This is a genomic window from Tepidamorphus gemmatus (assembly GCF_004346195.1).
Lineage (GTDB): Bacteria > Pseudomonadota > Alphaproteobacteria > Rhizobiales > Tepidamorphaceae > Tepidamorphus > Tepidamorphus gemmatus.
Genome location: NZ_SMAK01000005.1, coordinates 105919 through 120749, shown reverse-complemented (window position 1 = coordinate 120749; position 14831 = coordinate 105919). Strand labels below are relative to the sequence as shown.

At 68.3% G+C, this 14831-nt stretch carries 11 protein-coding genes; 2 read left to right on the top strand and 9 right to left on the bottom strand.

Features of this window, described 5'->3' with window-relative positions:
* The first annotated feature begins 59 nt into the window (after window positions 1-59).
* Window positions 60-1238: a 4-hydroxybenzoate 3-monooxygenase gene (pobA, locus tag EDC22_RS09800; RefSeq protein ID WP_132806463.1), complete on the top strand. Its 1179-nt coding sequence runs from the start codon at window positions 60-62 to the stop codon at window positions 1236-1238.
* Here the strand turns inward: pobA and EDC22_RS09795 are convergent.
* From EDC22_RS09795 to dctP, 3 genes are read right to left on the bottom strand one after another with little or no spacing between them, the layout of a single operon-like run.
* Window positions 1211-2947: an ATP-binding response regulator gene (locus EDC22_RS09795; RefSeq protein ID WP_132806462.1), complete on the bottom strand. Its 1737-nt coding sequence runs from the start codon at window positions 2945-2947 to the stop codon at window positions 1211-1213. The genes pobA and EDC22_RS09795 overlap by 28 nt on opposite strands.
* A 16-nt stretch (window positions 2948-2963) precedes the next feature.
* Window positions 2964-4997 carry a sensor histidine kinase gene (locus EDC22_RS09790; RefSeq protein WP_245499712.1) on the bottom strand — a complete coding sequence of 678 codons (2034 nt, stop codon included), beginning with the start codon at window positions 4995-4997 and terminating at the stop codon, window positions 2964-2966.
* Between the two features lie 6 nt (window positions 4998-5003).
* Window positions 5004-5444, bottom strand: a complete 441-nt coding sequence (dctP, locus tag EDC22_RS09785; protein ID WP_165926854.1) for a TRAP transporter substrate-binding protein DctP — start codon at window positions 5442-5444, stop codon at window positions 5004-5006.
* 239 nt (window positions 5445-5683) lie between these two features.
* Here dctP and EDC22_RS09780 point away from each other — a divergent pair, with 239 nt between their 5' ends.
* Window positions 5684-6433, top strand: coding sequence for a response regulator (locus EDC22_RS09780; RefSeq protein ID WP_132806460.1), 750 nt, complete (start codon window positions 5684-5686; stop codon window positions 6431-6433).
* Between the two features lie 209 nt (window positions 6434-6642).
* Here the strand turns inward: EDC22_RS09780 and EDC22_RS09775 are convergent, their stop codons facing one another.
* From EDC22_RS09775 to EDC22_RS09750, 6 genes are all read right to left on the bottom strand, one after another.
* Window positions 6643-7221 (bottom strand): L,D-transpeptidase, encoded by a 579-nt coding sequence (locus tag EDC22_RS09775; RefSeq protein ID WP_132806459.1) that lies wholly within the window; start codon window positions 7219-7221, stop codon window positions 6643-6645.
* A 61-nt stretch (window positions 7222-7282) separates the two neighbouring features.
* A complete protein-coding gene (locus EDC22_RS09770) occupies window positions 7283-7681 on the bottom strand; it encodes a hypothetical protein (RefSeq protein WP_132806458.1) in 399 nt (132 codons plus the stop codon).
* A gap of 314 nt (window positions 7682-7995) precedes the next feature.
* Window positions 7996-9504, bottom strand: coding sequence for an aldehyde dehydrogenase (locus EDC22_RS09765; RefSeq protein WP_132806457.1), 1509 nt, complete (start codon window positions 9502-9504; stop codon window positions 7996-7998).
* 112 nt (window positions 9505-9616) lie between these two features.
* Entirely contained in the window at window positions 9617-11731 is a 2115-nt protein-coding gene (locus EDC22_RS09760) for an acetate--CoA ligase family protein (protein ID WP_165926853.1), read from the bottom strand.
* A 190-nt stretch (window positions 11732-11921) separates the two neighbouring features.
* Window positions 11922-13139, bottom strand: a complete 1218-nt coding sequence (locus EDC22_RS09755) for an aminomethyl transferase family protein (RefSeq protein WP_132806455.1) — start codon at window positions 13137-13139, stop codon at window positions 11922-11924.
* A gap of 40 nt (window positions 13140-13179) precedes the next feature.
* Window positions 13180-14748 (bottom strand): phytoene desaturase family protein, encoded by a 1569-nt coding sequence (locus EDC22_RS09750; protein ID WP_132806454.1) that lies wholly within the window; start codon window positions 14746-14748, stop codon window positions 13180-13182.
* Window positions 14749-14831 lie beyond the last annotated feature (83 nt).

Here is a 14831-nt window from a genome sequence, read left to right as displayed (position 1 = left end):
GCGGGGCGCCTCATGCAGCCATCCTGCGCAGAACAAGAACGCCGTGTGCGGAGGAGACCATGCGCATTCAGGTCGGCATCATAGGGGCAGGACCGGCTGGTCTCCTGCTGTCGCACGTCCTGAATCTCGAGGGCATCGGTTCGGTCGTGCTGGAAGCGCGCAGCCGCGACTACGTGGAAAGCCGCATTCGCGCCGGCGTTCTGGAGCAGGGCACGGTCGACCTGCTCACGCAAAGCGGCCTCGGCGCGCGCATGGCGCAGATCGGTCTTCTCCATCGAGGCATCGAGCTCCGGTTCCGTGGCGAGCGGCACCGGATCGACTTCCCGTCGCTCACCGAGGGCAAGTCGGTGATGGTCTATGCTCAGCACGAGGTCGTGAAGGATCTGATCGCCGCGCGTCTGGCGGCCGGCGGCGATCTGCGCTTCGAGGCGAAGGTCGACGGTCTCGATGGTATCGACACGGCCGCACCGTCGATCCGCTACACGCAGCACGGCGCGGCGAAGATTCTCGACTGCCAGGTGGTCGTCGCCTGCGACGGCTTCCACGGCATCGGCCGCACGGCGATCCCCAGCGAGCGGCTCAGGGTCTACGAGCGCGTCTATCCGTTTGGCTGGCTCGGCATCCTGGCGGAGGCGCCGCCGTCGTCGGACGAACTCATCTATGCGCGCCACGACGAGGGCTTCGCCCTGTTCTCGATGCGCTCGCCGACCGTGAGCCGGCTCTACCTGCAGTGCCCGGCGGATGTCGACCTCGGCGACTGGCCTGACGCGCGGATCTGGGATGAGCTGGAGCGGCGTGCCGAAATTCCCGGCGGATGGCCGCTGGCGCGCGGACCCGTGCTCCAGAAGGGCGTTACCCCGGTCAGGAGCTTTGTCGCCGAGCCGATGCAGCACGGCCGGCTGTTCCTGGCCGGGGATGCCGCGCACATCGTCCCGCCGACCGGGGCGAAGGGCCTCAACCTCGCCGCCGCCGACGTCCGGACCCTGTCGCGCGCGCTCGTGCGCTGGTTCCGGACGGGCAACGAGGATCTGCTGGAGGCCTATTCGGCCACTGCATTGAGGCGCGTCTGGCAGGCGGAGCGCTTCTCATGGTGGATGACGTCGCTCCTGCACCGCTTCGACGAAACGGGACCGTTCGGCCAGAGGATCCAACTTGCCGAGCTCGACTACGTGACCAGTTCGCAGGCCGCGATGCGGACGCTTGCCGAGAATTATGTCGGCCTGCCGTTCGCCGACTGAAGAGTCTCGCCGTTGGCCGGCAGCAGGATCGAGAAGGTGCTGCCCCGGCCCGGACCCGGGCTCTCGGCAGTGATGCGGCCGCCATGCAGTTCCACGATGCGCTTGGCGATCGACAGGCCGAGCCCTGTCGAGGATTCACCGCCGGTCGGCTTGGCGGACAGGCGCTGGAAGCGGCCGAACAGCCGGCCCATGTCCTCGCCGGTCAGTCCCGGGCCGGTATCGCGGACGCGGATCGTGACCGCGCCGTCGCCAGTGTCCGCTTCGATCCTCACGTTGCCGCCCGGCTCGGTATACTTGACCGCGTTCGAAACCAGATTGTCGATCGCCTCGCGCAGGCGGTCGACATCCGCCTCGATGCGCATGGCTGGCGCGCAGGCGACCTCGAGGACCTGATCCTTGCGGGCGGCGAGTGTCCGGTTGGCCTCGGAGACCTCCTCGATCAGCGCGGTGACATCGACGGGCTGGCGGCGGATCGAGATATCGTCGGCGTCGTTCATGGCCTCGACGATCAGCCCCTCGACCATCTGCGTCATCCGCCTGGCGGCGATCGAGATCTGTTCGACCTGGTTGCAGGTGCTGTCGAGCGGGAACGGAGTGCGGCGGACCTGTTCGGCCAGCATCTCGGCGCGGCCGAGAATGACGGAAAGTGGATTCTTCAGGTCGTGCGCGACGATCCCGAGGATCTCGTTCTTCAGCGCGTTGGCACGTTTCAGGTCGGCCGTGCGCTGGGCGACCCGTTCCTCGAGGCGCGCGTTGGCCTCCTGCAACTGCTCGTAGAGGATCACATTGTCGAAGGCCACCGACAGGCGCGAACAGAACACCTCGACCAGCGCCCGGTCGGTTTCGGAGAGCTGCTTGTCGGCCTCGAGCAGGACGATCACCTCGCGACCCGACTGGGTCTCCAGGTAGATGACCGAGCGCCGGCCCTCGAACTCGTTGCAGCGCCGCTCGAAGGCCGCATCGACCAGCCGGCGCAGATCCTCGTCCAGCCGCTCCGTCGAGGCGGCTCCGGCAAGGCTGCTGTAGCAGCCCGAACCGGCCAGCACGGAGATGGTGCTGTTGCCGGCGCGGATGCTCTCGCGCAGCACCAGGATACCGGCGCAGGATACGTTGAGCAGCGAGGCCAGCTGCGTCAGCACGCCCTCGGCAAGCCGCTGCATCGAGCGGAAGTCGAACAGTGTCGAGGCCGCCTCGATGATGATCTCCAGCCCGCGCCGGGTCTCGACCATGCGCTGAAGCTGCTGATAGCTCCTCAGTGCGGCGGTCAGGGTGGTGAACAGCTTGTCGGCGGTCAGCTCGGTCTTTGCCTTGTAGTCGTTGATGTCGTAGTCGACGATGACCCGCCGCTCCGGCGCCTGGCCGGGCTGTCCGGTGCGCAGGATGATGCGTACGGTTTCGTTCCTGAGCTCCTTGCGCAGGTAATCCACCAGTTCGAGCCCGGCGGTGTCGCTCTCCATCACCACGTCGAGCAGCACCACCGCCGTGTCCGGATTGGTGCGCAGAAGATCGCGCCCCTCCGCCGCCGAGTGGGCAGACAGGATCTCGAGTCCCTGGCCGTTCAGCTCGTAGTCGTAGAGGGCGAAGCGGGTACCGTCGTGGACGGCAGGATCGTCGTCGATTACCACCACCTTCCACCTGCCGGCAAACGCTGGCGGGGCCGCGTCGCGGTCGTCTTCCAGGAGCGTCAGGAAATCGTCGTCGTCGGTCATCGCGCGCGTCCGTCGGTCATGCGGTCCCATGCGTCGCCGGGCTGTCCTCGTTGGGAGCGACCAGCGGAAGAGTGATCCTGAAACACGTCCCGCGCCCGGGCTCCGACGCCAGCACGATTCGGCCGCCGAGCCTCTGCGTGACGAGATTATAGACGATATGCAGTCCGAGCCCAGTTCCGCCACTGCCGCGGCGGGTCGTGAAGAAGGGATCGAAGGCACGGGCTGCCACATCCGGCTCCATGCCGCAACCGTCGTCAGAAAAGCAGATCTCGACCATGTCGGCGCCGCTGCGACGCGCCGCGATGGCGATGCGCCCCGCCGCGCCATCCGGAAAGGCGTGGATCATGGCATTCAGGAACAGGTTGGTGACGACCTGTCCGTAAGGACCGGGATAGCTGTCGAGCGGGATGCCGTCCGGGATGTCCGTCTCGACGGTCACCGGCAGCTTCTTCAAGCCGGGACGAAGGCTCGCGAGGATCTGCTCGGTCGCCTCGCGCAGATCGACAGTACGCCGTTCGGTCTGGCTGCGGTCGACTGCGACCTGCTTGAACGACTGGATCAGATCGCCGGCCCGGTGCAGATTGGCCACGAGCTGTGTGGCCGCGTCCCCGACACCGGCAACGAAGTCGCTGAGCTGCGAGCGACGGAGCTGGCCGGTGGCGAGCTCGGCGGCGAAGGCGTCGACGCGGCGCTGCAGGGTGGAGGCAACGGTCAGGCTGATGCCGACGGGATTGTTGACCTCGTGCGCGACGCCGGCCACCAGCCCGCCGAGGGCGGCGAGCTTCTCGGCGTCGATGAGGTTGCGCTGGGTGTGGCGCAGCTCGGCGAGCGCGTTCTCGGCGCGCTCCTTGGCCCTGATCACCTCTTCCTCCGCCCTGCGCCTGGCGATGGCGTTCTCGCGAAACACCTCTATGGCGATCGCCATGTCACCGATCTCGTCGTCGCCGACAAAATCGCCGAGGCGGTGGTCGTAGTTGCCTGCGGCAATCTCGCGCATGGCGATCATAAGGTCGTAGAGCGGCACGACGAGGCTGCGGGCGATCGCCAGGCTGAACAGCACGATCAGCCCGATGAAGACGACCGTCACCGCGATCATGCGACGATAGACGCCGCTGAGCGCCTCATCGAATCGCGTCTGGGCGGCGGCTTCGCGCCGGGAGGCGATCTGCAGCATGTCGGCGATGGCGCGTTCCATGCGTGCCTGATTGCCGTCGATCACATCCTGCAGCAGGCGCGCCTGGGTGGCGAAGCTGTCTTCCAGCCGGCGCAACCCGCGACTGACCGTGGCGGCGCGATCCATGAGCGTCGTCAACACCTGGCGCTGCAGATCCGTTTCTGCGAGATCGAGCATCACCGGCACCGTCCGCTCGATGCTTTCGACATTGCGCCGGGCATCGGCCGCCGCGTCCGGCGCGAGCGAGAGATAGTAGGCGTTGGCCGCCACCAGCATCGCCGACAACGCTTCGCGGGATTTGGCCAGCGCCGGCCAGATCGGCGGGCCGCCGGTGCGGGTCGAGCTGTCGATGATCGAATACAGTCCGGCCATCTCGCTCGCCGGCGTCAGCACCTCCTGCTCGTAGATCGTCGTGATCGCGGTACGCACGTCGCGCAGCTCCTCGAATCCGCCGAGGAAGGAATCGATGGCCCGCTTGAGGTCGTCGGCCGGGCTGGCGAGCGCCGGATCGGCCATCGCCGCGGCATCGAGCGCGCCGAGCAGCGCCGCACGCCCCTGCTCGATCTCGGCCAGCACGGTGGGGCGCGGTTGGTTGAAATGGCGGTGGATCAGGGTCTGCAGGCGTCCGGTCTGGGTCTCGATGACGATCAGCTGGCGGTCCGTGTGCTTGGCGGCCTCGAGTTCGCTCCAGGCGCCGCCGATCACCCTCCCGCCGTCCCAGACCAGCAGGCCGAACACGACGACGATGGCCGAATTGACCACGGCCAGCGCCAGGATGCGCCGTCGAATCGGCCAGGAGCGGAACAGATGTTCGAGCCCCAGTGTCCAGGAACGTCCGGGCGGCCGCCGGTTGCGATCAAGGGCGGGACTGGTCACGCCGGCCTACCGCACCGACCGGATCCGTTCGACGAGATCGCGCATGCGTTCATCGGTCAGCCTGCGGTCGCAGAGCGGCTGCAGCACGGCCGCGAATGGCTCGCGGTCGTTCGTGTCGATGATGGTCAGGCCGGGATCCCAGGCCTCGCGCTCGGCCTCGCTGGCCTTCCAGAGCGCGCGCATGTAGGTGGCCGATTCGCGGGCGGTCCCGCGGAATATCCGCCGGTCATCCTCCGACAGGCCGTCCCATGCCGTCTGCGACATCACCAGGATGTCCGGGCTCATCGCGTGCCGAGTCAGCGTGTCGAGCGGCGCCAGTCTGCGGTGGCCGGTGCCGACACAGCAGGGCCAGTTGTTCTCCGCCCCGTCGATCAGGCGGGCGCCGAGCGCGGTCGCCATCTGCCCAAACGGGAGCACCACCGGCTCGGCATCGAGCGCGGCGATCATTCGCGTACACTGCCACGGCGACATCGAACGACCCCTTCAGCCATGCATCGGACCCTGCCGGTCGCGCAGGTCGGGCCGCGCATAGTAATCCGTGGCTGGACGCTCCGCCATCGGATGCGGTTCCGCCGCATCAACCTCCAGGGCGGAGCGTTTCCGCTCGTGCAATTCCATGTGGACGGCCGAACGCGCTTCTATAATATCGCCCCGGTCGGGCCCTTTCCTGCGGCGAACCACGACACGTGCCAGAGAACGCACATATTCTTGTCGTCGACGACGATGGCGACGTTCGCGAGATGGTCCGCGACTATCTGGCCGCCCATGATTTCATCGTCTCGACCGCCGAGGGCGGCATCGCCATGCGGGAGATACTGGCCGAGCGACCGGTCAACCTGGTGGTCATGGACATGAGGATGCCCGGCGAGGACGGCATCACGCTGGTGCGCTATCTGCGCGAGCGTGGACCGGTTGGCATCATCATGCTGACCGCCAGCGCCGAGGTGATCGACAGGGTCGTCGGCCTCGAGGTCGGCGCAGACGACTATCTCACGAAGCCGTTCGATCCGCGCGAACTGCTCGCCCGCGTGCGCAGCCTGCTGCGGCGCATGTCGGCCGCGGGCGGCACGGAAACCGAAGCGGCGGCGGCGACGATGGGCCACGAGGTGGTGATGGGCCGCTGCATCCTCAACCTGGACACCCGGCGGCTCTATGACCGGCAAGGCCAGGACGTGGCGATGACGGCGATGGAGTTCGATCTCCTCAAGGCCTTCGCCGAACGGCCGAACCGGGTACTGTCGCGTGATCAGCTCCTCGATCTGGCGCACAACCGCGACATGGAAGCGTTCGACCGGTCGATCGACATCCGCATCATGCGGCTGAGGCGCAAGCTCGAGGCCGATCCGCAGAAGCCCGAGGTGCTCAAGACCGTTCGCGGCCTCGGCTACATGTTCGTGCCCGCCGGCAAGGCACGCACCGCGAAGGCCGAGGATTGAAACGGCGACCCTGCCGTCGATCCGCCAATCCGAGAGGGCACGAAGCACGGCCGTTCCGCGTCGTCGCTCTGTCGTGTCCGTCATCGCGGCCGACCCGCCATGGTCTGATCCGCAAGCCAAACCGCCGCCTGCCGGGAGGTCAGCACCGGCAGACGGCGGGGGACGACAAGCCGAGGTGGAGCGGCTCGTGACTGTCCGGGGCGCTCAGGTCACAGGACGACGACTGTCGTGCCGATGCTGACGCGCTCGTAGAGGTCGACCACGTCCTCGTTCAGCATGCGGATGCAGCCGGAGGAAATCGCCTGGCCGATCGATCCGGGATCGTTCGAGCCGTGAATGCGGTAGAGGGTCGAGCCCAGATACATGGCACGGGCGCCCAGCGGATTGTCGATGCCGCCCGGCATGTGGCGCGGCAGATCGGGCTGGCGCTGCAGCATCTCCGGCGGTGGCGTCCAGTCCGGCCACTCGCGCTTCTGGGACACCTTGTGCGTGCCGCGCCATTCGAAGCCCGGGCGGGCGACGCCAATGCCGTAGCGCAGCGCCAAACCGTTGCCGAGGATATAGTAGAGGCGGCGCTCGGTGGTATTGACGACGATCGTGCCGGGCGCAAAGGGGCCGTGGTAGTCGACCACCTCGCGGCGGATCCGCGGGATCTCCTGCTCGACGAACCGGTTCGGTCCATGCAGCTCGCGGCCGGTCAACGGATCGTACTGGATGCTGGCGTCGGCCGGTGAGCCGAGCGTCAGGAGAGCGGCCGCGGCGGCGGCAGCGAGAGCGACAGCCTTCATTGTTGCCTCCACTGGAATGCAGCACGGGCTGTTGATCAACCCGCGGCGGATGAAGCCCGGTTCAGCGCTGCGCCAAGACCGTCGAGCTTCTGGAAACGATCGAGCTACTTCCGTCCTCGGCGATCGCGACGGTGCGGACCGGTCGGTCGGCGGCCACGTCGTCGCTGACGGTCAGGCAGTGGCGGGGAACGTTCGGCCAGGTGACGTCGGCACAGCTGCGTTCCACCATGTCGAGCCGGTCGCCCTTCGGAGTCGACACCGGCGCGACACGGGCCGCTCCGCTCCGCTCGGCTTCCAGCGCGCCGCGCAGGTCCGAGCTGGAGCTGAAGGCGGGATGGCGATCCTGAAGCTTCACGTAGTCCACGCCGACGGCTTGTCCGCTCTGGGACGGCTGGGCCAGAGCGACGATCCCCGTTGCGGCGATGGCCGACAGAACGATCATCGTGCGGGTGGCAAACATGACGGTCTCCACTGGTGTCGCCCTCTGCATTGGCGGGCGTCTCGTTCCTGATGACACGATAGGTAACGCACGTCCTTTTCGAACGTTTCACCAGAGACCGGGATTTTCGTTTCAATGATTTCATGACGCCGGAATGGCATGCGCCTGTAATCATCGTTACAGGCGCGCCGCCAGGATGGGATGCAGGAATGGTCGGCGCCGCAGGGGGGGCAGCTCTCCGGCGCCAAGTGGCTGACCGCATGAGCGGAAGTCCGCCGCGCCGGCTCGTCGGGTCAACGTGCGCAGCGGCAGCGAGGTTCCCGTCGGCCGCCCGCTCAGCCGTGGCGGATCCAGGCGGACTTCGTCTGGGTGTAGGAGACGACGCTTTCGAAACACTTGTCGCGCGCGTTGCCGGACTGCTTCCAGCCGCCGAATGGCTGGGTCATGTCGCCCTCGTCGAAGCAGTTGACCCACACCACGCCTGCCTCGATCTCCTTCACCAGCCGCAGCGCCGTGTCGAGATTGGAGGTCCACACTCCCGCCGCCAACCCGTAGACGGTGTCGTTGGCGACGCGGATCGCCTCGTCGAGGCCATCGACCGGGATCACCGCGCCGACAGGGCCGAAGATCTCCTCGCGCGCGATGGTCATGCCGTTCGCCGCGTCGGCGAACAGGGTCGGATTGACATAGGCGCCGGGCGAGGGCGGCACATCACCGCCGAATACCAGCCGCGCGCCCTCCCGACGCCCGGCCTCGATGTAGTTCATCACCCGGCGGCGGTGCTCGACGGTCACCAGCGGGCCCATCCGGGTCGACGGATCGAGCGGGTCGCCGGGGATGAAGCTGGTCTCGGCGGTCTTGCGGAACAGGTCGATGAAATCGCCTGCGATCCTCCGGTCGACGATCATCCGCGAACCGGCGTTGCAGACCTCTCCCTGGTTGCCGAAGATGCCGCAGGCGGCGGCGGTGGCGGCGCGCTCGAGGTCGCTGACATCGGCGAGAACGATCTGCGGGCTCTTTCCGCCGCATTCCAGCGCCACCTGCTTCATGTTGGACTGGCCGGAATACTGCAGGATCAGCTTGCCGACCTCGGTCGAGCCGGTAAACGAGATCTTGGCGACGTCGGGGTGCAGGGCGAGCGCCTTGCCGGCGGTCTCGCCCAGCCCGTTGACGACGTTGAACACACCGGGCGGGCCGCCGGCGGCGACGAACAGCTCGGCGAGGCGAATGCACGAGAGCGGTGCCTGCTCGGCCGGCTTCAGCACCACCGTGTTGCCGGCGGCCAGCGCCGGGGCGATCTTCCAGACAGCCATCAGCAACGGGTAGTTCCACGGCGAGATGCAGCCGACGACGCCGAACGGCTGGCGCAGCACGCAATGCAGGACGTTGGGCTCCGTCGCCGTCACCTTGCCGTCGATCTTGTCGATGCACTCGGCCATGAAACGGACGGTCTTGACCACCTCCGGCAGATCGACGGAGACCATGTCGGCGATTGGCTTGCCCATGTCGAGCGTGTCGAGCAGCGCCAGCATGCCGGCCTGTTCCTCGATCAGGTCGGCGAAGCGGCAGAGGATGTCCATGCGGGCGCGGGGAGCGAGCTTCGACCAGCGCCCGTCGCGGAAGGCCCGCCTCGCCGCCGACACGGCCCTGTCGATATCGGCACCGGTGCCCTCGGCCATGTCGGCGAGCACCTCGCCGGTGGCCGGATTGACGGTCGCAAAGCGCCCGCCGTCGAGCGCATCGACATAATCGCCGTCGATGAACAGCCGCGTCTCGAGCTGCAGACCCTCAGCGAGGGAGACCCATTCCGCCTTGTCGAGATCGGGCAGCCTTGAAAGGTGCATGGGTACCTCCGGCCTGTCGTCCATCCTCGTTGCGTCATCCCGGACGGCCTCGGGGCGGATCCGGGATCGCGCCGCACTGACCCTCTGCTGCGGTCCTATTCCGGCTCGCGCTTCACTTGCCCGGGATGACCGCAGCCGTCGCTGTGTTGCCGTCAGTCCGCGCCACGACCAGCGCATCGACCGCGATGCAGCCTTGCGGCAGGGCCATCAGCGGGTTGACATCGATCGATTGTACATGGTCGCCCAGCGCATCGGCCAGCACCGAGAAGCGCGCGGCGGCCTCGCACAGGGCGTCGATGTCGCTCGCCGGTGCACCGCGAACCCCGTCGAGAAGCGGGCGCAGCTGCAGGCGATCGATCAGGCGGCGGGCCTCGGCGGCGTCGAAGGGTGGCTTGGCGAACACCACATCCCGCAGAACCTCGGCATGTATGCCGCCGAAGCCGATCAGCACGACCGGGCCGAAATCCGCATCGCGGCTCATGCCGAGCAGCATCTCGACGCGTGCACCCTCGACCATGCGGGCGATCAGCACCTGCGGTCCGAGCCGGGCGGCAAGGTCGCGCCAGGCGTGCGCGACGGCCTCGGCCGAGGCGAGCCCGAGCACGACGCCGCCGACATCGGACTTGTGCGCGATGCCGAGCATGGCGGTCTTCAGCGCGACAGGATAGCCGATGTGGGCGGCGGCAGCGACCGCCTCGTCCGCGCTCGCGGCCAGGGCCGATGCGGCTGCGGGGATGCCGAAGTCGGCGAGCAGCGTCAGCGCATCGGCCTCGCCCAGGTGGATGTCGTGCGCGAGCCGGCCGCGCCAGCGCGCGACCACGGCCGGGTCGGCTGCGGGCATAGCCATCGGTGGCCGCGCCAGGAAGTCCCTGCGGGCAAAGGCAAGCCGGCAGGCGGTGAGGAACGGCGGCAGATCGTCGAGGACCGGCGTTCCCGCGCGGGTCGCGGTCACCGCCTCGGGATCGGTTCCGCTGCCCTGGTGATTGGAGACGATGAAGACGGGTTTGCCGGTTTCTGCGCGCGCCTCACGGGCCAGCACGATGTTCTCCGGCGTGATCCTGCCGCCGATGCCCCGGTCGAGCACCAATGCGCCGATGGCGGTGTCGGGGTCGTGCATCAGCGCCTTGAAGCTCTCGAAGAAGTCGGACGGATAGTTGCGGCCCGTTCCCCAGCGGTCGAGCGGGTTGACCGGCTCGAGTCCGTAGTCGAGCACCTCGGTCAGGCGTGCAACCGTCTCCGCTGCCAGGGTGGCGAAACGCACCCCATGGTCGTGGGCGAGGTCCGCCATCAGGCCCCGCTCGCCGCCGGAATCGTGGCTGGAGGCAAGCCCGCCCGGACCGATGTCGCGGGCAGCGGGCAGCACCATCATCGCGGCGGCCAGTTCATCGACCGAGCGCACCTCCGCGACCCCGTAGCGCTCGAACAGTGCGGTGTAGGCCGCATGGTCTCCGGCAATCGCGCCGGAATGGCTGATCGCCAGCCGGGCGCTCGTCTCGGTGCGGCCGACCTTGAGCGCCACCACCGGCACGTTGCGCGCCAGCGCCTTCGCCAGCGCCGCCTCGAAGCCGGTCGGATCGCGGGCTGTCTCCATGAACAGTCCGATCACCGTCGTCCAGGGCTGGTCGAGGGCGAAGTCGATGTAGTCGGCGAGCGTGGTGGTCAGCTCCTGTCCTGCCGACACGGCAAGCCCCAGGTCGATGCGTTCCTCCGAATCGACCAGCGCGGTGAACAGCGAACCGGAATGGGTGAGCAGCACCGCACCGCCAGGCCGATGGTTCGGCCGGGTCTCGAACCCGCAGACCCAGAGACGGTGGTGGAAGTTGTAGAACCCCATGCAGTTGCCGCCGCACAGGATGAGGCCTGCCTCGCGCGCGCGGTCGCGGATGCGCATCTTGAGGCCCGCATCGGCGGCCATCGCCAGCGGCGAGACGATGGTGGCGGCGCGTGCCCCGACGGCGATGGCTGCGGCGAGCCCTGCCTCGATCTGTTCGTCGCCGAGCGCGAAGACGACATGCTCCGGCGCTGCCGGAAGCTCCGCCAGCGCGGCAAAGCAGGGCACGCCCTCGATGTCGCGGTAGCGCGGGTTGACGCACCACAGGTCGCCCGCATAGCCGCCGCGCCGTACCTGGCGGACAAACATGTTGCCGACGCTCGGTACGCGTGCGCTCGCGCCCACGATCGCCACGGATGCCGGGCGCAGCAGCGGGTCGAGTCGGTGGGTGGCCATCGGCGCTTGCTTCATGGTGAACGATTGGCGTTGGTCAGCACCGGAACATTCCGTGCGTCCTTCCGGCCGGAGGCCAAACCCCAGGGGCGGTATCGGCGGGCGCCGACCCGGCGTGCTGGCGCCCTCCCGGTCCCGGTTCGACCTGATGGCGCTCCCGGACGACACAGGGGATGCCGCACCGCCACAGCCATCACATTGTCCCCGGCGGGGTTGCGGTGCGGCGCGGGTGGACGAAGAACGGCCGGTCGACGATGCGGGCGCGGACCATCAGCTTCTGGTAGGCGAGCTCGCGCATTGCGTAGATCTCGACCCACAGGTCGTCGGTCACGGTGTCACCGTAGGGTCGCTCCAGCGAGGCGATGGCTATGTTGCGCTTGGTCGTGGGGGACCAGGCGCCGGCGGTGATGTGGCCGACTTCCCGTCTGCCGCGATGATAGACCAGCGCATGATCGGCGGGGACGTTGCCGTCGATGTCGAGGCCGACCAGGCAGTAGCGCGACGCGCCCGTCGCCGCCTCCCGGGCAAGTGCGCGCCGGCCGTTGAAATGCCGCTGCTTGTCAAGCGCCACCAGCCGGCCGAGCCCGATCTCGTAGGGCGATCGCCGGCGGTCGGCGCGGATCGCGGTCTCGGCGGTGACGAAATCGGCATTGGCGACGATGAAGCCCGCCTCCAGCCGGGCGAGGTTCAGCGCCGCGTAACCGATGGCGGTGATGCCGTGGCGGCACCCTGCCTCGACCAGCAGATCCCACAGCGCCAGCGCCTCCCCCGGCGCGACGAACAGTTCGTAGCCGAGATCGCCGGTGAAGCCGGTCCGGGAGATCGTCACCTCCAGCCCCGCGACGGCGACGCGGCGGATGTCGAACGGCTTCATGGTGTCGAGACCGGCGAAGCCGGCCGCGTTCAGCACGGCGAACGAAGTCGGCCCCTGCAGCGACAGGCCGGCGATCTCCTCGGTCACCTCGGCGATCTCGACCTCGAAGCCGATCGCCGAGTCGAGCAGCCAGTTCAGATGCCGCTCCTGGCAGCACAGTCGGAATTCGGTCGGCGAGAACCGGAACAGAGTGCCGTCGTCGAGCACCTTGCCCTCGTCGTCGCACCAGCAGGTGTACTGAACCCGTCCGGCCTTGAGCTTCGTGACGTCGCGGACGGTCAGCCGATCGCAGAAGGCCTCGGCATCGGGGCCCTCGATCCGGTACTTGACCATCGGGGTGATGTCGAACAGGCTCGCCGCGTTGCGGATGGCAAAATACTCCTGTTCGGCGTCGCGGATCACCTGGGCCGCCTGATAGCCGGCCCAGGCATACCACTGCTGGGTCTGCGACAGGGTGGCGATGCGCGGATGAAACGGCGTCTGCCAGAGCGGCGTCAGGAAGTGATCGCGGGGCAGCGGGGTCGCGCGCGGGGTCATGCGATTCCACTCCCTGCGCCGGTGGAGGTTGGACGCGAATTCATTCCGTCTGCTCCAGGATGCGCCTGGCCGCATTGAGCCCGGCCGCGCCGATGATGCCGCCGCCGGGATGGCTGCCGGCGCCGCACAGCCAGAGACCGGCGACGGGGGTCAGGTACTGTGCCGCACCGGGAACGGGGCGCAGGAACAGCATCTGGTCCATCGACAGTTCGCCGTGGTGCCAGTGGCCGCCGGGCATGCGGTAGCGCCTCTCGATGTCGGCGGGCGTGAGCAGTTCGCGCGCGACGATCTGCTCGCGGAGGCCGGGGAAATGGGTCTCCAGCGTTGCGATCACCGTCTCGATGAAGGCGTCGCGGCGCGCGTCCCAGCCAGCCTTTGGCGCATGGGGGGCATAGATCGCGTTGATCGACAGGACATGCCGGCCGGCCGGCGCCAGGGTCGGGTCGCTCATCGTCGGAACGACGATCTCGAGAGCGGGCGACGCGGAGATCTCGCCGTACTTGGCCGGGTTGAAGGCGCTCTCGACATAGGCGAGCGATGGCGCGACGAGCAGGCGGCCGGCGAGGGCGGTGTCGCTCAGTCCGGCGGTCGCGGGCCTGCCGTCAAGGGCGAGATGCAGCCGGGCGACATTGCCGGCCATGCGGATGTGGCGCAGCCGGCGCACGAAGCCGGTGTCGAGATGGCGGGCACCGACCAGGTCGAGCAAGGTCGTGCGCGGATTGGCACCGGAGACGACCAGCGGCGCGGCGAGCCGCTCGCCCGAGGCGAGCACCACGCCGGTCGCACGGTCCGACTCGACCATGATGCGGACGACCTCGGCGCCGGTGCGGATCTCGACGCCGGCCGCCCGGGCAGCTCCTTCGACGGCGGCGACAATGCTCCCCATGCCACCCCTTGGCAGCGCCAACGCGCCCTGCCGGCCGTCGATCTCGCCGGCGAGCCGGTAGTAGAGCGTCATCAGCGAGTTCGGCGACATCGGGCCGAGATGGGTGCCGAGCACCGCGTCGAAGGCGACGGCACCCTTCAGCTTCTCGTCGGCGATCTCCTCGTTGAGGACATCGGCGACGTTCATCATCAGCATCCGCAGGAACTCGCGCATGTCGTCGCGGCCGAGCCGACGGATGCGAAGCCCCAGTCGGCCGAGCGCCATCACGTCCGCGCGCGAGCCGTTCCTGAGGCGCGGCGGCGTCTCGGTCAGCGCCGGGCGCAGCACGGCGGCAAAGCGCAGCAGCTTGTCGCGAAGGGCTGGCCACGCGGTGCGGTCGGCAGCGCAGATATCTCCTTCCAGAAACTCGCCGAAGGCACCGGTCAACGTCAGGTGGCGACCGTCTGCCGACAGGATGGTGGTGGGGATCGCGGCTGCGGCGAATTCGAGCCCGTGGCGCGTCAGATCGAGCGCGGCGATCACCTCAGGATGGAGCTGATTGAGGATGTGGGCGACGTGGCTGACCCGGTATCCGGGCGCGAACTCGACAGTGCGCGCCGCCCCTCCGGTCGCCTCGGCCGCCTCCAGCAGCACGACCTTGCGGCCGGCCTTCGCCAGCAGCGCCGCGCAGACGAGCCCGTTGTGCCCGCCGCCGATGACGATGGCATCAGACGAACTGGTCATCGGCGCCGTCCCATCGGCAACGCGCTGCCGGCGTGATCCCGGCCGCGGGCGAAGCCTGAGGCCCGGGATCGGAGCGTGGCAAT

Coding starts and splice junctions, on each gene's coding strand:
- EDC22_RS09770 (WP_132806458.1), bottom strand. CDS start 7,681: ATGTTTGCCACCCGCACGATGATCGTTCTGTCGGCCATCGCCGCAACG.
- EDC22_RS09775 (WP_132806459.1), bottom strand. CDS start 7,221: ATGAAGGCTGTCGCTCTCGCTGCCGCCGCCGCGGCCGCTCTCCTGACG.
- EDC22_RS09760 (WP_165926853.1), bottom strand. CDS start 11,731: ATGGCCACCCACCGACTCGACCCGCTGCTGCGCCCGGCATCCGTGGCG.
- EDC22_RS09765 (WP_132806457.1), bottom strand. CDS start 9,504: ATGCACCTTTCAAGGCTGCCCGATCTCGACAAGGCGGAATGGGTCTCC.
- EDC22_RS09750 (WP_132806454.1), bottom strand. CDS start 14,748: ATGACCAGTTCGTCTGATGCCATCGTCATCGGCGGCGGGCACAACGGG.
- EDC22_RS09795 (WP_132806462.1), bottom strand. CDS start 2,947: ATGACCGACGACGACGATTTCCTGACGCTCCTGGAAGACGACCGCGAC.
- pobA (WP_132806463.1), top strand. CDS start 60: ATGCGCATTCAGGTCGGCATCATAGGGGCAGGACCGGCTGGTCTCCTG.
- EDC22_RS09755 (WP_132806455.1), bottom strand. CDS start 13,139: ATGACCCCGCGCGCGACCCCGCTGCCCCGCGATCACTTCCTGACGCCG.
- dctP (WP_165926854.1), bottom strand. CDS start 5,444: ATGATCGCCGCGCTCGATGCCGAGCCGGTGGTGCTCCCGTTTGGGCAG.